The following is an 18,075-nucleotide window of genomic DNA, read 5'->3' as shown; positions in this document are numbered from 1 at the left end:
AAAAAGCAAAGTATCCAAGAATATAAAATAGTGCTGTTATTCAACTTTACACACAAACAGCCTGAATACCCTATGATTTTAGCTTAATTTAACGCGAGTTTAAATCTACAAAATACTAGTATTCATAGATTATTCGTTATATCCTGCAATATAATCTATTTATTATCTTGACAGCAGAAAAAGGCACGTTATGGTCCACGTGGTTAACACGCTCCCCAAAAAACACAAAATGCTTATTCTAGGTTTGGTTTCTGCTATTGTTGCCTTAGCCTTTTTACCTTCTGAAAAAGCCACTGCATCCAAAGACAATAGCGAGAACACGCTAGAGATTGGTAAGCGTTACGAATTACAAATAAAAGTAGGTGAAAACGAAAAACTCACTGACTTAAATTCAGAGCAAGCAGCACAAAAGCTTCCAGAATATGATTTTGTCGATCACCTTGTTAAAAACGGTGACAATTTAGCGATCATTTTTAAGCGCGCTGGTTTTTCTGCGCAAACGCTTTACAAACTGGTTAATACCAATGCTGAAACACGTAAACTTACCAAAATTCACCCAGGTGAAACACTAAGCTTTGCTACTGCAAAAGATGGCTCATTGGCTCAGTTACGTTATGTTATTTCTAAAACAGATACCTTATTTGTAACCCTAAATGATGAAGGCCAATACGATACTTCAATTGACAGCAAAGAAATAGAAACACTGAGTAAAACCGCCGGTGGTGAAATTTCTAGCAGTTTTTGGACGTCAGCGATTGCTGCTGGTTTAAGTGAGCGCCAAATAATGAACTTCGCCGATATATTTGGTTGGGACGTGGATTTTGCAAATGACATCCGTAAAGGTGATGAATTTGGCTTAATTTATGAGTCTCATTTTGTTGACGGTGAATTTATTGGCACCGGCAAGATCATTGCAGCTGAATTTATAAACCAAGGTGAACGTTACACAGCAATTCGACACACAGACGGTAATTTTTATACGCCTGAAGGGCGCAGTATGAAAAAAGCCTTCTTACGTGCACCGGTAAACTTTAAATATATTAGCTCAAGTTTTAATCCTCGCCGCTTACACCCTGTTACAGGACAAGTAAAAGCACACCGAGGTATTGACTACGCTGCGCGTACAGGCACGCCTGTTGTATCATCAGGTAATGGTAAAGTCATTAAAGCGGGTTACAGTAAATATAACGGTAATTACGTATTTATAAGCCATGGTACACAGTATGTTACTAAGTACTTACACCTTAATAAACGTCTAGTTAGAACAGGGCAAAAAATTAAACAAGGTGAAAAAATTGGTACTGTAGGCTCAACAGGTCGAGTAACTGGGGCGCATTTACATTATGAGTTTTTGGTTAACGGTGTTCACCGCAACCCTAAAACTGTAAAACTACCTAAATCTGAGCCATTACCACGCTCAGAACTTGCTAAGTTTAAGCCTATTGCTGATAACTTTATTGCACAACTTGAGCGTAATCGTGAACTTCAGTTGGCACTTAAATAAAGAGTTTTAGTAATTAAATAAAAAAGCCTTTGCAGGGTAACCGGCAAAGGCTTTTTTGTATGTAATGATTATACCAACCAGCATAGAGACTCGGACATTTTCACGAATTCCCCCTTATATCTAAGCAGCTCGGTACTAAATTTCAGAGTTAATTTACGAGCACATAAATAAGCTGCACAACCAAAGAGATCATCACCAGTGGCCAAATATATTTACTATATTTAGTAGCACTCTCAAGCCCCATTTTACTTTGGTATTTTTCCAGTAACGGAATAATGATCACCAAAGCAATTACCAAGCTAATTAAAATAACAAATATATTCATATCATCACCCTACACCAGGTTATGGTAAAGCGCAGCCTTTCGCGCTGATATATAGCTCGTACCAATGCTCACGACTTAAGTTAACATTAACCGCATCACAGGATGCTTTTATACGCTCTATATTCGTGGTGCCAATAATTGGTTGAATTGATGCTGGGTGGCGCAGCAGCCATGCTAATACAATCGCTTCTGCTGTTGTACCATAGAGTATGGCAAGCTTACTGACTAAAATGCTGGTATTAATATCTGCAGGCGAGGCCTTTGATAAATCACCACCAGAGTATAAGCCTTGGCATAAACTGCCCCAACTTTGAATCTGAATTTCATGCTCACGGCAATATTCAATATTGCCTGGGGTAAAGTTAATATCCTTGCCATCGGCATTACCTACATAAACACCTTCATCAACCCATTGATGCTTTTGTAAACTCGCTTCGATTTGATTTGCCACAATCGGCATATCTAAAGCGCGTTGCAAAAACCGTATTTGATATTGCGACATATTAGACACCGCAAAATGACGCACTTTGCCACTTTCTTTTAAACAACTAAATACTTGTGCAACTTCCTCTACTTCCATTAAGGGATCTGGGCGATGCAGCATAAGTATATCTAAATATTCAGTATTTAATCGCTTTAATGAGCCCTCTACCGAGCGCTCAATCCAATCAGCTGAAAAGTCATAACGTTGTGGGTTTTTATCATCAGCAAAGCGAATACCACACTTAGACTGAATATACATTTGTTTTCTAAGTTCAGGACGCTCGGCCAGAGCTTGACCAAAAACATGCTCGGCTTTGCCTAAAGTATAAATATCAGCATGATCGAAAAAATTAATTCCGCCTTCAATAGCGGCATCTATGCATGAATGAGTTTGTTGCAAATGCGCACTGGTAATCGCATCTTTATCCCATGCGCCTCCCAACCCCATACAGCCGAAAACAAGTTTGCTTACATTCGGGAGATATTTTGCCAGTGGAGTGTGTAACATTTTGACAGCCCTTTAAAAAATGAAGAGTGATTACTTTAAACAAAAAACCCTATACAAGAAACCGCTTAAGTCAAAACAGTGAATTTTATGCAAAAAAAAGCGCAGTAAACTGCGCTAATAGGTTGAGTCTAAATTATATTTAACCCACAAGAGCGAGTAAAATACCTGCCGCAACAGCACTACCAAGCACCCCTGCAACATTAGGCCCCATGGCATGCATTAATAAGAAGTTATGCGGGTTATTTTCAAGCCCAACCTTATTAACAACACGTGCTGCCATAGGCACAGCGGATACACCCGCAGCACCAATTAATGGGTTTATGGGGGTTTTTGATATCTTATTTAAGCCTTTAGCCATAAATACACCTGAGGCTGTACCAATAGCAAACGCCAGTGCACCCAGTACCAAAATACCAATAGTTTCTACTGTTAAGAACTGCTCGGCAGCAAGTTTAGAGCCCACTGCAAGTCCTAGAAATATAGTGGTGATATTAATGATTTCGTTTTGCGCACTGTTGCTGAGCCTATCAACTACACCCGACTCACGCATTAAGTTACCTAAACAGAACATACCAACCAGCGGAATTGCCGCAGGTAAGAATATAGCAGTTAAGGTAAGCACCATCAGTGGGAAAATAATTTTTTCCTTTTTAGATACTTTACGCAGTTCTGGCATTTGAATTTTGCGTTCTTCAGGCGTTGTAAACGCACGCATGATAGGTGGCTGAATAATAGGAACCAACGCCATGTACGAATACGCAGCCACGGCTATTGCGCCCAGTAAATCAGGGGCCAGCTTTGACGCTAAAAAGATAGCGGTTGGCCCATCTGCACCACCAATAATCGCAATTGCAGAAGCATCTTGTAAGCTAAATTCAAATCCCGGAATAAAGTTAAGTAAAATAGCGCCAAATAACGTCGCAAAAATACCAAACTGCGCTGCCGCACCTAATAGCAACATACGCGGGTTGGCAATCAAGGCACTAAAATCAGTTAATGCCCCCACTCCCATAAATATTAATAGCGGAAAAATACCGGTATCAATACCAACATAATAAACATAGTAAAGTAAGCCACCTGGATCTGATAAACCAGCTACAGGAATATTAGTTAAAATAGCTCCGAAACCAATGGGCAGTAGCAATAACGGCTCAAAGTTTTTGGCAATTGCTAAAAATAATAGCAAACAACCAACGGCAATCATGATCAGCCCAGGAAATGTAAAGTTAGCAATGCCTGTGGCATGCCAGAGGTTTAAAATACCATCCATCCTCTATTTACTCCTTAAGCTAGTGCAATCATTGCATCGCCGGTTGATACTGAATCGCCCTCAGAAACAAGCACCTCAGCAATCGTTCCGGTATGCATGGCGCGTACTTCGGTTTCCATTTTCATGGCTTCCATAATAATTACCACATCACCCTCATTGACTACCTGACCGGGTTTTACTTTAATTTTAAAAATATTACCGGCCAGTGGTGCATTAAGAGTTTCACCCGAGGCAACCGATGCTGACTGTGGAATATGCTCTGAGTCTTTTAACGTAACCTCTTTAAGCTCACCACCTTGAGCAACCACAACATCATATACTTTACCATCTACTTTAACGCTGTATTGCTCTGCCTTAACGCCTTTATTGTTTGCCGCTGATTTTTCAGGTGCTTTATTGGCGTTATCATCAGCGCTAGGAACAGGCTCAAATGCATCAGGGTTATTACGGTTTTTAATAAACTTCAAACCAATCTGCGGGAATAACGCATAGGTAAGTACATCATCAATTTGCTCATCAGCTAAAGTTAGCCCTTGCTCCTGCGCATGCTTGCTTAATTCAGCCTCGAGCGTTTCAAGTTCAGGTTTAATAATATCGGCTGGGCGACAGGTAATTGCCTCACTACCATCAAGCACGCGCTCTTGTAACTCTTTATTCATTGGTGCAGGTGTTGAACCATACTCACCTTTTAATACACCAGCGGTTTCTTTGGTGATAGTTTTATAACGCTCACCAGTGAGCACATTTAATACCGCTTGAGTACCAACAATTTGTGAGGTAGGTGTAACCAGTGGAATAAAACCTAAATCTTCACGTACTCGAGGAATCTCAAGTAGTACTTCATTTAATTTATCAGCAGCACCTTGCTCTTTAAGCTGATTTTCCATGTTAGTTAACATGCCACCTGGCACTTGGGCTAATAAAATACGACCATCTACACCTTTTAAACTACCTTCAAATGCAGCGTACTTTTTACGCACATCTCTAAAGTAAGCGGCAATTTCTTCTAGGTGGTTTAAATCAAGCCCGGTATCACGCTCGGTTCCTTCCACAATTGCAGTAATTGTTTCAGTTGCTGAATGGCCATAAGTCATGCTCATAGATGATACAGCGGTGTCGAGCATATCAATGCCGGCATCAATCGCTTTTTGATAAGTAGCGGTGCTTAAGCCCGTTGTTGCATGACATTGCATAGCAATAGGAATGGAAACTGTTTCTTTCAACGCTTTAATAAGCTCTTCTGCATCATATGGTTTAAGCAATCCCGCCATATCTTTAATACAAATTGAATGACAACCTAATTCTTCAAGCTGCTTTGCAAGCGTTAACCAGATATCTAATGTATGTACCGGGCTTACTGTGTAAGAAATTGTACCTTGCGCATGTGCCCCTACTTTAACCGCCGCCTTTATCGCTGTTTCCAAGTTACGTACATCATTCATGGCATCAAAAATACGAAATACATCTACGCCATTTTTGTGTGCACGCTCAACAAACTTTTCAACCACATCATCAGCATAATGGCGATACCCTAATAGGTTTTGCCCGCGAAGTAACATTTGCTGTGGTGTATTTGGCATCGCCTTTTTAAGCGCGCGAATACGCTCCCATGGATCTTCGCCTAAATAACGAATGCATGAATCAAAGGTAGCCCCACCCCAAGATTCTATGGACCAATAACCTGCGTCATCAATTTTTTTTGCAATAGGTAACATGTCGTCTAATCGCATGCGGGTAGCTAAAAGCGACTGATGTGCGTCACGAAGTACGAGTTCTGTTATTTTTAATTTAGCCATTAGTATGCTCCTCTAATTATTATTTGTTTTGTACTGAGCAATGGCAGCACTAATTGCAGCGATGTGCTCATTTGGCACACCTTGAGATTTAAAAGATGGCGTTCTCTGTGATACTTCTGGTTCTGGCTGAGAAAACTTGCTAGCCAGCTTAGACATGAGTGTCACTGCACCAATCAATAAAGAAAGAAATACAAACACACCCACCATGCCTGTTAGCATTAAATTGCCTGCAGTTGTGAGTAAAGCCCCTATATCCATAATTCTCCCCTGTTTAAAACCAAACACATAAAAAATCGGTTTATTTAAATAACTATTCACCAATAGTAACAAAAATTATTCTTTTGTCTACACGTTGTAAATTGGTAAAACCAATTAATATAAAAGTAACATATCACCAATAAGGTTAACACCACCTAAAATAGCTTATTTAACCCAGATATATAGATGCTAAAAATGTTCGTTATAAACAAAGAATATATAAAAACACTAATACTTTGTAAAAACACATATAAAACAAACCTATTGTGCTAACCCACTAATAACCTTCAAAACAAATGTTAATTGGTCTTACCAAAGTAAAGAGCAACAACTATTTATTATCTCACCGCACACAACTGTGAATAAGTTACCGATAAGATCGTAAAAATTACCAACTCAATATAAAGCCAATCGCAAAAAATTGAAGTAAACAATTGATTTAAAACAAAATAAAATACTGGCACATTACTCGCTTATATAAAAACAACACTTTAACACTTAGATAAATCAAGGAGATGACAATGTTACGCTGGACAATTACATTTTTGGTGATCGCACTAATCGCAGCCGTTTTAGGATTTGGTGGTATTGCAGGAGCCGCAGCAGGAATTGCTAAGATCATATTTTTTATCTTTTTAGTTTTACTGGTTATTTCACTTGTCTCTGGCGCTTTACGTGGTAAAAGCCCCAGGTAGATAAGAAACAACGAACTCTCTTTTTAAATTTATATACAAGGAATTACATTATGAAATCATCAACACTTAAAGCTGCAGCTATTGGTCTATTCGCAAGTGCATTTATTATGGGTTGTGAAGACAATCATGCAGAAGAAGCCGGTGAGCGTATTGACGAAGCCGTGACAGATGTTCAAAACAAGGTAGAAGATACCTGTGAAGAAGTAAAAGAAGGCGTTAATGCCGAAGAGACTAATTGCTAATATTATTTATTTAGCTAAGAAACGACCTACGGGTCGTTTTTTTATGCCTAAAATATAAATAGTTTCTAGTCATTTCCCCTTTAAGCTGCGCATTAAGCTAAAATAATAAAAAATAGCTTTTAAGTGCAAACACATGGTCTTTACAACAACTTATAAACTCGATAAACCTTATTTTTATGAATGCTTTGACCAATCGCTGCCTTATAGTAAGCGTGCACAACCTAAATACTTTTTATTGGCGCTACTTGTGGTTTTAGGGTTATTTGGCATTTATGGTTTAGGCGATCATTACCTTGGTACATTCTTGCTTATGTTAGCTTTACTTGAGTGCATTGCTTTTTATTATCGCCGCCCTTGGTGGGTAACAAGGCAAATGCTTAGCAGAGCGTCAGGCTCTGAAGTAACCCTTACCTTCGACGAGGACGGAATAAAATCAACCAATCATTACAAAAATTACCAGTTAGCTTGGCAGGACATTAATGAAGTAATTACTACAGATTGCGGCCTATTGTTAAAAAGTAAAAGCGGTATGCAGTACATTTCCAAGGCAATGCTCAACGAAGAAACCATTGATTTTATTAACAAAAAAGCCACTCAGTGAGTGGCTTTTATAAATGTCATAGTTTTTAACTAACACATTTTATATTATCTTGATTAAGCATTGCCCGGATTAGGGTTAGACTTTTCAGCTTGTATGCGCATGTAAATTTCTTCACGATGAACTGATACGTCTTTAGGTGCGTTAACACCGATACGAACTTGATTTCCTTTAACACCCAGAACAGTAACGGTTACTTCGTCACCAATCATAAGGGTCTCGCCTACTCTACGAGTTAGTATTAGCATTCTCTTGCTCCCATGTTCCAATAAAATTATAAGATTCCGCAACACATTTTAATTAAAATTAGACTAAAAAGTAAGTAAAAACTCTCAATCTATTCATTTTCTGTTAAAAATGTCTTATGTAATGCACGAACAGCCAGTTCAAGGTATTTCTCATCGATTAAAACTGAAATTTTTATCTCTGAGGTCGAAACAAACATCACATCAATATTCTCTTGTGCTAACGAATCAAAAAATAAACTCGCCACCCCAGAATGAGATTTCATCCCCATACCCACAGCTGACACTTTCGCCACATTAGTTAATCCGTCAATTGCCTGTGCGTCAAATTGCTGTTGCTCAGCCGTTAACAAATCAAGTGCGTTTAAATAATCATTTAAATGCACAGTAAAAGCATAGTCGACTTTTTCAACTTTATGATTAATTTGATTAATCATATCTATTTCGATGCCATTATCTGCAAAAAGTTTCAAAATTTTTGCAAGCGCTTTAGTGCCTTGCGGTACTCCATGTACCTTAATCAAACACTCGTCTCGATTAAATGCAATACCCGACACAACGTTACTCGCCACATCGCTCTCCTCAAAACTAATTAATGTACCTTCATCAGGTTTAAAGCTAGATAACACTCTTAATGGTACATTGTGCTTACCAGCCGACTCTACAGAGCGAATATGTAGCACTTTAGCACCTAAACTAGCCAGCTCAAGCATTTCGGCAAAGGTAACATGACTTAAACGTCTTGCATTAGGTTCAATACGAGGATCTGTTGTATATACGCCATCAACATCGGTATAGATCTGACATTCATCGGCTTTTATTGCACCCGCTATTTCAACCGCAGAGGTATCGGTGCCACCACGCCCAAGCGTAGTCACATTGCCCTCAATATCGCGGCCCTGAAAGCCGGCAATAATAGCAATACGGTTATGTTCAAGTTCATGTTTTAAACGTGTTGCAGCCACGTCTTCTACACGGGCTTTGCCGAACATGTTATCGGTTAATATATTCACCTGATCGGCTAACAAGCTAACCGCAGAATGGCCGCGTTTAATAATCGCCATTGCTAATAAAGCAATAGAGACTTGTTCACCAGTACTGAGCAATACATCGAGTTCACGACTACTCGGGCGAGAGTCGATTTGTTTGGCAAGATTAATTAAGCGATTGGTTTCTCCCGACATTGCCGAAAGCACCACCACCACTTGGTGGCCTTGTTGCTTAGTTTTAACAACAAGGTCGGCGACCGCTTCAATACGCTCTATTGAGCCTACCGAAGTGCCGCCAAATTTTTGAACTATAAGTGCCACTTAAGCTTAAGTACGCTCAGTTAACCAAGCTGTTACGCTATCAAGTGCTGCAGTTAAGTTTTGTGGCTCAGAACCACCCGCTTGCGCCATATCTGGACGACCGCCGCCTTTACCACCTACTTGGCCTGCCATGTGGTTAACTAACTCACCCGCTTTTACTTTACCGGTTAAGTCTTTAGTTACACCCGCAATTAGGCTTACTTTATCACCGCTGGCAACACCTAAAGCAATAACGCCTGAGCCAATCTTATTTTTAAGGTCATCAACCATGCCACGAAGCGCTTTTGATTCAGTTCCTTCAACGTTGGCAATTAGTAGTTTAACCCCATTAATTTCAACCACTGAATCAAGTAACGATGCACCTGCCGCACTGGCTAGTTTATCGTTAAGTTGGGCAACTTGCTTTTCAAGTCCTTTCGACTTTTCAAGTAAGGCAGTTACTTTTTCAAGTACTGACGCACTGTCACCTTTTACAAGCGCTGCAACATCTGCTAATTGCTGTTCTTGTTCATTAACATACGCGATTGCTTCTGCACCGGTTACCGCTTCAATACGACGAACACCGGCAGCAATACCGCTTTCAGATACTATTTTGAATAAACCAATGTCGCCTGCACGCTCTACGTGTGTACCACCACAAAGCTCAATTGAGTAATCACCTATGGTTACTACACGTACTTCGTCATCGTACTTTTCGCCAAACAATGCCATAGCACCTTTTGCTTTAGCATCATCAATTGCCATTAGCTCAGTGTTAAGTGCAAAGTTACGACGAATTTCGTCATTTACTACACGTTCAATTTCGCGCAGTTCTTGTTTGGTCACGGCTTCAAAATGTGAGAAGTCAAAACGCAGGCGATCTGGCTGCACAAGTGAGCCTTTTTGCGATACGTGCTCACCTAGAAGCTGACGTAATGCTTCATGTAAAATGTGCGTAGCTGTGTGATTTTTCTTAATGCTTTCACGACGCGCATCGTCAATGGTCGCATCCACTTTATCGTTAACGCCAATGCGCCCTTGAACTGTTCCATGATGAGCAAAAGCATTGCCCAATTTAGTGGTATTCGTTACTTTAAACTCACCACCGGCAACAGTAATTGTTCCGCTATCACCAATTTGGCCGCCTGATTCAGCGTAAAACGGAGTACGGTCTAAAACAATAATACCTTGCTGACCATCTTCTAATAACGATACAGATTCGCCACCGGCAAAAATCTCAACCACAGTGCCACGGTAATGATTGCTATCGTAGCCTTTAAAATCAGTGTGCTTATCTGATTTTAATTGCTCATTATAATCTGCACCAAATTTGCCCGCTTGCTGTGCTGTTTTACGTTGCACTGCCATACATGCTTCAAAACCTTGATGGTCAATGGTCATTTGGCGTTCACGCGCTACATCGGCTGTTAAATCGGCAGGGAAACCATAGGTATCGTAAAGTTTAAATACTAAGTCACCTGGGATCACATCCCCGGTTAAATCACTCAAGCTTTCTTCTAAAATAGCTAAACCACGCTCAAGCGTTTTACCAAACTGCTCTTCTTCAATACGCAGTACTTTTTCAATAATTTCTTGCTGCTTAGCAAGTTCTGGATACGCCTGACCCATTTGCTCAATAAGCGCTGCTACCAACTTGTAGAAAAACGCGCCTTTAGCACCCAATTTATTACCATGGCGAACTGCACGACGAATAATACGACGTAACACATAACCACGGCCTTCATTTGATGGCATAACCCCATCTGAAATTAAAAACGCACACGAACGAATATGATCCGCCACCACGCGAAGCGATTTATCATCCATATCTTGTGCATTAGTAACGCTTGCAGCGGCGGCAATTAAGCCTTGGAATAAATCGATTTCGTAGTTTGAATGCACACCTTGTAAAATAGCTGAAATACGCTCAAGGCCCATACCAGTATCAACAGATTGCTTAGGAAGTGGCTCCATAGTCCCGTCGCTTTGACGGTTGTATTGCATAAATACTAAGTTCCAAATTTCAATGAAACGGTCGCCATCTTCTTCAGGAGTGCCCGGAGGACCACCCCAAATGTGCTCACCGTGATCATAAAATATTTCAGAACATGGACCACAAGGGCCGGTATCACCCATAGACCAAAAATTATCGCTCGTTGCAATACGAATAATACGATCTTCAGGTAAACCTATATCGTTAGCCCAGTAGCCAAAGGCTTCTTCGTCATCGTGGTAAATAGTTACTAAAAGCTTTTCTTTTGGTAGTTTTACAACTTCAGTTAAAAACTCCCACGCAAATTTAATTGCATCTTGCTTAAAGTAATCACCAAAGCTGAAATTACCTAGCATTTCGAAAAAGGTATGGTGACGTGCTGTGTAACCAACATTTTCTAAATCGTTGTGTTTACCACCAGCGCGTACACAACGCTGAGAGCTCGTTGCGCGAGTATAAGGGCGGCTTTCAGCGCCTAAAAATACATCTTTAAATTGTACCATACCGGCATTATTAAATAACAACGTGGCATCGTTACCCGGTATAAGCGAACTAGAAGGAACAACTTGGTGTTGTTTGCTGGCAAAAAAGTCTAAAAACTGTTGCCTAATTTGTGCGGTAGTCATGTGCTGCATGTGAAAGTCTCACCTGTATTTACTGTGCTTGCATTGCAAAATTTATTTGATCGTAGCTAAAACCTCGATACATTAAGTAGCGCACGCGCTTAGCTTTTTCTTTGTACTCGAGGTTTGCCGGTGTCGTTGAATATTTTTTGTTGTACGCTTCCTGCGCGAGCTCAAACCAATCTATTTCCAGCTCATCAACCACTGTTTCAAGCAGTGCTCTATCAATCCCTTTACTCATGGCTTCACTTTGAATTCGCTTTAAGCCATGGCATTTAAATATGTGTTTTCTTACAAACCCTTCACAGTAACGCTGCTCGTTAATAAAGTTGTGCTTTTCACACCAATCAAGCAGGTTTTCTATGAATTCATCGGTTGCTTCTCTTTGCTGTAACTTTTGAGTTAACTCTCGGCGCGAATACTCTTGCCTTCCTAGTAACCAAAGCACATAGTTTTTTAACTTTTGTTTTAACGTATCATCCATTAAGCGTCAAAGCGCCCGCTTTGCTCGCTACTTAAAGGCTTAATGTTACTGTCATCACTTGGTGGCACAACGGGCATAAAAATAGCCTGATAAGATACAAAGAAACTAATGTAGCAAATTGGCATTAAAATCAACAGCGGTAGTAGCGATAAGAACATCGACACCACCATTAATAATGCGCAAATAATACCATAAACACTCAATGGTAAAATATTATAATAAAACACCATAAACGAACTTTTTAAGGCGTTTAAAATACGTTGCTCTTTATTAAAGTAAACCAGCGGTACTGCGTAGGCAAACGAAGTAAAGTAGATTGAGAGCGCAATTAAAAACAATGCCACATTAGCAAACGAAATACTCTCAAGCATTTGACTAACGGCGGTGTTTGGATCTAGGTCTGGCTGCGTCATAACCGCCATTGCATCAGCAAATAAACCATTGGCGAGCAAGGCAATTAAAATCCCCGCTCCCATTTGATAAAGCGCTAAGCGAAATAAGCCTAAGCGATTTCCTTTGGCTGAAAAGGGCTTCAAAATGTCGGCTAACATAATTTTTCCGCCTTGCTGCTTGGTAAGCACGGCCTGATAAAAGCCTGCAGTTAAAAATGGTGTAGCCAATGCTGCGGCTATTTGTAATACCGGCAAAAATAACGACAATAAGCCAACAATGCCAATAAACAAATGCATAAAAATAAAAGTTAATGGTTGAGTTTTGAAAATTAGCCAACCTGCTTTAAGCCACTTTAATGCTGCATCCGCTTTAAAAATTCGTAATTGTGTAGACATACTTGCTCTTAATTAAAACAAAACACGCCGAGTATAACTCGGCGTTGGCTGGTATTACATAGGTGGTGGCGATAAATGCCGTTAATATTAGGGTCTGCTGCCCTTTACGGATTAAAATTTGTTCAAACTAGGGGCGATTTAATCGCGGCGCGAGGTTTGTAACCTAGTGGGCTAAGTCAAAACCGAGCAAAGCTTCCGCGTCCTGCTCACGCCCCTTACCTACATCCATGTAGGCAACAAAGAGTAAATCGCCCCTAGGCAGAACCCTTCGGGCAGCGCCTGTTTGGCATTGATGCTGCGTTATCGCCTATTTATGGGGAATAACCACACCACATAGGCTCTGCCTTGCCTAAATACCAAACAGACTGCTGAAAATTCAACCTTGAAAGGTCAACAGACCCTAAGGTTTTTTAATTTTCTTAATATCTAGCATGTGAGAGCCATGCTTAATCTTTGTCTCTAAATACGCCTTGTTACCGGCAAGTCCTGCTTTGATGTGTGCATGAGTGCCCACAACAGAGTCGACCTCTATACCTGCATCTTTTAATGCGTTGAGCTTTTTAGGGTTATTGGTCATTAACTTAACGTGCTTTAAATTAAGCGCATTGAGCATTAATACTGCATCCGAAAAATCGCGTAAGTCATCAGCAAAACCTAAATGGTTGTTAGCCTCGTAAGTATTCATACCTTGTGATTGCAGTACATACGCATCAATTTTATTATATAAACCAATACCACGCCCTTCTTGGCGTAAATAAAGTAAAATACCGCCCTGCTCATGCATCATTTCAATACACTCGTTTAACTGCTCACCACAGTCACAACGTGACGAGTGAAATACATCACCAGTTAAACATTCAGAGTGCATGCGAATAAGCGGAACACCTTGCTCGGTATCGGCGTTATTAAACACCATAGCAATATGCTCTTGGCCATCTTTCAAGTCAGTAAATGACACTATTTCTGCAGGGATATCACTGTTTTTGCCAACATTAAGCTGGACTCTTGCTCTTACTTGCGCCACGACAAATCCAAATATTTAAATAACTACGACACGACAATAAAGTGATAATATCACAAAACAAGATAAATACACCGTAGTACAAGACTGTTTATGGCAAATATATGGCGACGACAGCGGCTGTTTTCAATATGTAAGCATAAATATATTAGTAACGCGTATTGACCTTAATTTACCTAAAATAATGACAAATACACAAAGGTTTGCTAATTTGCCACCGACAAATAATAAGGACCATTATGAAACTCAATAAATGTGTATTACTGATAGGTTTAAGTTTATCAGTACTGTGTTCCACCTCACAGGCAGAGCAAGTAACTACCTCTCAAGTAGAATTTAACAATGCTTATCAAAGTTACCTGGATGCGGTTAAAGCTGCAGAAAATGTACAACAAACTGCCGAGCGTGCTTATACATTAGGTAAATCTGTTTACGGTGATAATTCAGATAACACCGCAAACTTAGCTATTAACTATGCAAAATCAATTAATGGCTATGGCAAAAAATGGATTGAAAAGCGTTTTTCACTTTACCAGCAAGCCTATACTATTTCTGTTAACAACCATGGTAAAAAATCGTTAGAAACCGTTGATTCTTTAGTTGGTATGGCTAATTTTGCGCCCTCAGCTCAAAAAGCGGATTATTATTTAGATCAAGTGATTGCAATAGCAAACACGCAAAACAAACCTAAATTTTTGGCTGACATGAAATTAGAAGCGGCAACCATATTAGCCAATAAATTCGGCTACGAAAAATACCATGAAGCTAAAAACTACTTAGAAGAGGCCGATGAGTACTATCAAGCTAACTTACCTGAAAACTCGGTTGAACGAATAAAAGCTGACTTTTTAATGGCGTCGTTTGCTGAGGGTAGAAAAAGATACACTCAAGCAATTGAACGACTTAATCGCGTAGTAAAGGTATTTGATGAAAACTTAAATTACGATCACACCGCCGAGCTTACCGCACATTCAAGATTAATTGGCTTGTATGAAAAACAAGGCAAAAGTGATGAAGCCACTAAACACTGTATCGCGATAGCTAAAATGGTGCCGTGGAAAGAAAGCCAAGAGCAAACACCACTATACCGCGTTGAACCTAAATACCCTAAAAACAAAGCGCGATTTAGTAAAGATGGCAGCGTAGTTATGGAGTTTGAAGTAAATGAATCTGGCTTTGTAAAAAATCTGCAAGTACTTAGCTCTGAGGGTGGCTTGGCCTTTGAAAAGTCGGCAGTAGAAGCATTGGAGCAATGGCGCTATGCCCCTAAATTTGAAAATGGAAAAGCGGTTGCAGCAACTTCTAAAGTACAGCTCGATTTTAAAGTAAAACGTTAACTAATTATAACAAGGCGCGATGAGCGCCTTTTTGTTTATTAACCTGAACTCTCACTATGATTACTTTAACTTAGCTAAAATGTTATCGCTGGCGGCCTCTATTAAATCGAGTACCTTTTCAAAGCCATCATCACCACCATAGTAAGGATCGGGGATCGCACTTTGTGTTTGCTCGCCATACTCTAAAAACAACGCAAGCTTGTACTGCAAATGTTCAGGGCAACGTGCGGTTAAATCCGACAGGTTTTGTATATCGGCCGCTAAAATAAGATCAAACTCGCTAAAATCACTACTGCGTACCTTACGCGAAAAAATACCTTTAAAACTATAACCCCTTTTTTCGCCAGCTTGCATTGAGCGTTTATCAGGAGGATTACCTTCGTGGTGCCCAATAGTCCCTGCCGAGTCCACTAGTAGATCAATGCCTAACTTTTTAGCACGCGCTTTTAATACTGCCTCTGCGGTAGGTGAACGGCATATATTACCCAAACACACTATTAATACTCTTTTCACTTATGACTCCCAAGCTTTTGCAAAAAATCAGTAATAAACGTTATTTTAATGAGGCTAATAGTTTTTGCTAGCCTTCCAGTTGCTTAAGCACTAAACATACGCGTTTTTCATACGTAAGGAAAAAGCAGAAGGCCTGAGAGAGGGTTATAATTTTTGCAATCCCTATAACTTAAAACTGCTTTAAAATTGCATCATCGTAGTCGTCAGCATTCAATGTTAAATTGAACTTGGCAGCAACGCTATCTAACTCGGCTTGTTTAATCGCTAAATCATCCATAGTGATGGTGTTATCGTCAAGCAACCATAATAATCGTGAGCCTGCATAACTATATTGAATCGCTAATAATGCATCGGGATTACCTTCTCGTCCCGCCGCTTTTAGCTTAGTCATTTTACGAGTGATTTTATTAAGCGCTTTTTTAAGCTCCCATACATACACCACCTCAGTCATAAAGGGATTTGTTCGGTATTTATTTAACAGCCAACCTATGCCAATACTCGTAACAATAACGCCTAATAAATTCCAATGAAAATGACTACCACTTTCATCGGGAAATAATGCAATAAGCGTTTGTGAAATTGCTAAACTGCCCACAGCTAAACCTACTGCACAGCCAACGATTACGCGGTTTAAATGTTTACGATAACGAGCTTTATCTATTTGAATAAGTTGCATAGTTGCCTAAAAGTAAAAAACTAAAAAATACACAGCCCCATTGTAGCTAAACCCATCACAGAGTTTCGACTATTTTTAATAAAAATACTCGTAGTTTTTGATTTAGCGCCTGTTTTATACTGCTTTACAACATAAAACCAACCAACGATTTTATTTGCACCCACTTATTAGGCATAGGATAGTAAGCAATAAATACGACTCAGTTTAGGACCTTCATGATAAAAACACTGATTGCCTCAAGTTTAATATTCTCTTCTTTTAGTGCGCTAGCTAATTTAAATACACAGTTAACACCGGAAGAATTGCGAATTGAAAAAGCCAGCCAGGCTATGCCAGAAGTGCTAAGCGCTTTTGCCAGCAAAGTTAATCAATTTGAGCTGCAATTCAAGTCACTCTCAAGCTATGCACAAGCCGTAGATACCGTTAATGACTACTCAAAGCGATTATGGTTTAGTGCAAAAAAACGTATTGCTACAACGCAAAACTTAGATGATCGCGCACTTTATTGGGCTCGCTTACAATCAAGTAAAATAATTCGCACCACAGAACCTGCATTTTCGCTGAGCGCCGCGCAGCAAACAGTGCTATTAACGTTACTAGAAAACGGAAGCCGAGGCCGCACTGATCTGAGCTACTCACAAAACACCACAAAAAAAATATTACTAACCGGGTTTGACCCATTTTTACTTGATAGAAATATAAACCAAAGTAATCCATCGGGTGTAGCAGCGTTGCTTCTTGATGGCCAGGTAATTGACTATAAAGGTATTAGTGCTGAAATAAACACTGTAATGGTACCTGTGCGATATGAAGACTTTGATCAGGGCATCATAGAGTCCTTACTTGCCCCTTATTACGCACTTAATAATGTGGATATGGTGGTTACCGTTAGTATGGGTAGTAAAGATTTTGATCTTGAGCGCTTTCCAGGTAAGCGCCGCAGTGTAACAGCGCCTGACAACGCCAATATAGTGTATGGCGGTACCAAAACAGCGCCGCTCATTCCAAGCTTACACGACCGCCCATTACCCGGTACTGAGTTTGTAGAATTTAGCTTACCTGTTAGCGCTATGCTAAAAGCAAAAGGCTCTTTTGCGATTAATGATAACCGCCATGTTATTACCCTCAAAAAAGACTTTGAGCCTAACAGTTTTGACGAATTAAAAGAGTCAACTGCAGTGCGCGGCGGTGGCGGTGGTTATTTATCTAACGAAATTTCGTATCGAAGTATTCGCCTTCGTAACCAGCTAAACTCAGATATCCCGACAGGGCATATTCACACCCCGCGAATTGCTCAGTTTGAACCCGAAACCGAAGCTAAAATAGTAAAACAAATTCAAACTATGTTAGAGCACAGTTTAGTAGCGCTCTAACATAGCTTGCTTTTTCAACGTTAACATATCGATTAAATAACAAATGTAGGAGCG

At 39.9% G+C, this 18,075-nt stretch carries 19 protein-coding genes; 6 read left to right on the top strand and 13 right to left on the bottom strand.

Annotated features, from left to right (window positions below):
- Window positions 1-190: 190 nt before the first annotated feature.
- Window positions 191-1,504 (top strand): peptidoglycan DD-metalloendopeptidase family protein, encoded by a 1,314-nt coding sequence (locus tag AC0L7Q_RS02540; RefSeq protein ID WP_138604936.1) that lies wholly within the window; start codon window positions 191-193, stop codon window positions 1,502-1,504.
- Between the two features lie 148 nt (window positions 1,505-1,652).
- On the opposite strand, the gene AC0L7Q_RS02535 is transcribed toward AC0L7Q_RS02540, so the two are convergent.
- The 5 genes from AC0L7Q_RS02535 to AC0L7Q_RS02515 all read right to left on the bottom strand — a co-directional run bounded on the left by AC0L7Q_RS02535 (window position 1,653) and on the right by AC0L7Q_RS02515 (window position 6,144).
- Entirely contained in the window at window positions 1,653-1,829 is a 177-nt protein-coding gene (locus AC0L7Q_RS02535; protein WP_010390817.1) for a hypothetical protein, read from the bottom strand.
- Window positions 1,830-1,848: 19 nt separating this feature from the next.
- Window positions 1,849-2,820, bottom strand: a complete 972-nt coding sequence (locus tag AC0L7Q_RS02530; protein ID WP_413401286.1) for an aldo/keto reductase — start codon at window positions 2,818-2,820, stop codon at window positions 1,849-1,851.
- 139 nt (window positions 2,821-2,959) lie between these two features.
- Window positions 2,960-4,090: a sodium ion-translocating decarboxylase subunit beta gene (locus AC0L7Q_RS02525; protein WP_008115142.1), complete on the bottom strand. Its 1,131-nt coding sequence runs from the start codon at window positions 4,088-4,090 to the stop codon at window positions 2,960-2,962.
- Window positions 4,091-4,104: 14 nt separating this feature from the next.
- Window positions 4,105-5,886, bottom strand: a complete 1,782-nt coding sequence (oadA, locus tag AC0L7Q_RS02520; protein WP_413401285.1) for a sodium-extruding oxaloacetate decarboxylase subunit alpha — start codon at window positions 5,884-5,886, stop codon at window positions 4,105-4,107.
- Window positions 5,887-5,898: 12 nt separating this feature from the next.
- Complete coding sequence (locus AC0L7Q_RS02515) at window positions 5,899-6,144, bottom strand: OadG family protein (RefSeq protein WP_413401284.1); 246 nt, start codon at window positions 6,142-6,144, stop codon at window positions 5,899-5,901.
- A 521-nt stretch (window positions 6,145-6,665) separates the two neighbouring features.
- Here AC0L7Q_RS02515 and AC0L7Q_RS02510 point away from each other — a divergent pair.
- From AC0L7Q_RS02510 to AC0L7Q_RS02500, 3 genes are all read left to right on the top strand, one after another.
- Window positions 6,666-6,839, top strand: a complete 174-nt coding sequence (locus AC0L7Q_RS02510) for a DUF1328 domain-containing protein (RefSeq protein WP_002961939.1) — start codon at window positions 6,666-6,668, stop codon at window positions 6,837-6,839.
- A 50-nt stretch (window positions 6,840-6,889) separates the two neighbouring features.
- A complete protein-coding gene (locus tag AC0L7Q_RS02505) occupies window positions 6,890-7,081 on the top strand; it encodes a hypothetical protein (protein ID WP_008115136.1) in 192 nt (63 codons plus the stop codon).
- 133 nt (window positions 7,082-7,214) lie between these two features.
- Window positions 7,215-7,682: a YcxB family protein gene (locus tag AC0L7Q_RS02500; protein WP_413401283.1), complete on the top strand. Its 468-nt coding sequence runs from the start codon at window positions 7,215-7,217 to the stop codon at window positions 7,680-7,682.
- A gap of 53 nt (window positions 7,683-7,735) precedes the next feature.
- Here the strand turns inward: AC0L7Q_RS02500 and csrA are convergent, their stop codons facing one another.
- The 6 genes from csrA to AC0L7Q_RS02470 form a co-directional block, all read right to left on the bottom strand.
- The gene (gene csrA, locus AC0L7Q_RS02495; RefSeq protein ID WP_004587515.1) at window positions 7,736-7,927 is read right to left on the bottom strand and encodes a carbon storage regulator CsrA; all 192 of its coding nucleotides are present in this window, start codon (window positions 7,925-7,927) and stop codon (window positions 7,736-7,738) included.
- 89 nt (window positions 7,928-8,016) lie between these two features.
- The gene (locus tag AC0L7Q_RS02490) at window positions 8,017-9,234 is read right to left on the bottom strand and encodes an aspartate kinase (RefSeq protein ID WP_055013358.1); all 1,218 of its coding nucleotides are present in this window, start codon (window positions 9,232-9,234) and stop codon (window positions 8,017-8,019) included.
- A gap of 6 nt (window positions 9,235-9,240) precedes the next feature.
- Window positions 9,241-11,841 (bottom strand): alanine--tRNA ligase, encoded by a 2,601-nt coding sequence (gene alaS / locus AC0L7Q_RS02485; RefSeq protein ID WP_413401282.1) that lies wholly within the window; start codon window positions 11,839-11,841, stop codon window positions 9,241-9,243.
- 19 nt (window positions 11,842-11,860) lie between these two features.
- Window positions 11,861-12,313: a regulatory protein RecX gene (locus tag AC0L7Q_RS02480; RefSeq protein WP_138604929.1), complete on the bottom strand. Its 453-nt coding sequence runs from the start codon at window positions 12,311-12,313 to the stop codon at window positions 11,861-11,863.
- Window positions 12,313-13,101 (bottom strand): BPSS1780 family membrane protein, encoded by a 789-nt coding sequence (locus AC0L7Q_RS02475; RefSeq protein ID WP_413401281.1) that lies wholly within the window; start codon window positions 13,099-13,101, stop codon window positions 12,313-12,315. The genes AC0L7Q_RS02480 and AC0L7Q_RS02475 overlap by 1 nt, the downstream gene beginning before the upstream one ends.
- A 400-nt stretch (window positions 13,102-13,501) precedes the next feature.
- Window positions 13,502-14,125, bottom strand: a complete 624-nt coding sequence (locus AC0L7Q_RS02470) for a GTP cyclohydrolase II (protein WP_413401280.1) — start codon at window positions 14,123-14,125, stop codon at window positions 13,502-13,504.
- A 236-nt stretch (window positions 14,126-14,361) separates the two neighbouring features.
- On the opposite strand from AC0L7Q_RS02470, the gene AC0L7Q_RS02465 reads away from it, so the two are divergent.
- Window positions 14,362-15,459, top strand: a complete 1,098-nt coding sequence (locus tag AC0L7Q_RS02465) for a TonB family protein (RefSeq protein WP_409424711.1) — start codon at window positions 14,362-14,364, stop codon at window positions 15,457-15,459.
- Between the two features lie 60 nt (window positions 15,460-15,519).
- Here AC0L7Q_RS02465 and AC0L7Q_RS02460 read toward each other — a convergent pair whose 3' ends face one another.
- Both AC0L7Q_RS02460 and AC0L7Q_RS02455 read right to left on the bottom strand, forming a co-directional pair.
- A complete protein-coding gene (locus AC0L7Q_RS02460) occupies window positions 15,520-15,972 on the bottom strand; it encodes a low molecular weight protein-tyrosine-phosphatase (RefSeq protein ID WP_413401279.1) in 453 nt (150 codons plus the stop codon).
- Window positions 15,973-16,141: 169 nt separating this feature from the next.
- The gene (locus AC0L7Q_RS02455; RefSeq protein ID WP_413401278.1) at window positions 16,142-16,648 is read right to left on the bottom strand and encodes a DUF3087 domain-containing protein; all 507 of its coding nucleotides are present in this window, start codon (window positions 16,646-16,648) and stop codon (window positions 16,142-16,144) included.
- 215 nt (window positions 16,649-16,863) lie between these two features.
- Between AC0L7Q_RS02455 and AC0L7Q_RS02450 the strand changes: the two genes are divergently transcribed.
- Window positions 16,864-18,021 (top strand): hypothetical protein, encoded by a 1,158-nt coding sequence (locus AC0L7Q_RS02450; RefSeq protein ID WP_409424708.1) that lies wholly within the window; start codon window positions 16,864-16,866, stop codon window positions 18,019-18,021.
- Window positions 18,022-18,075: the final 54 nt, after the last annotated feature.

Source organism: Pseudoalteromonas sp. KJ63-1, from assembly GCF_055808145.1.
This window is presented reverse-complemented; position numbering and strand designations above follow the sequence as displayed.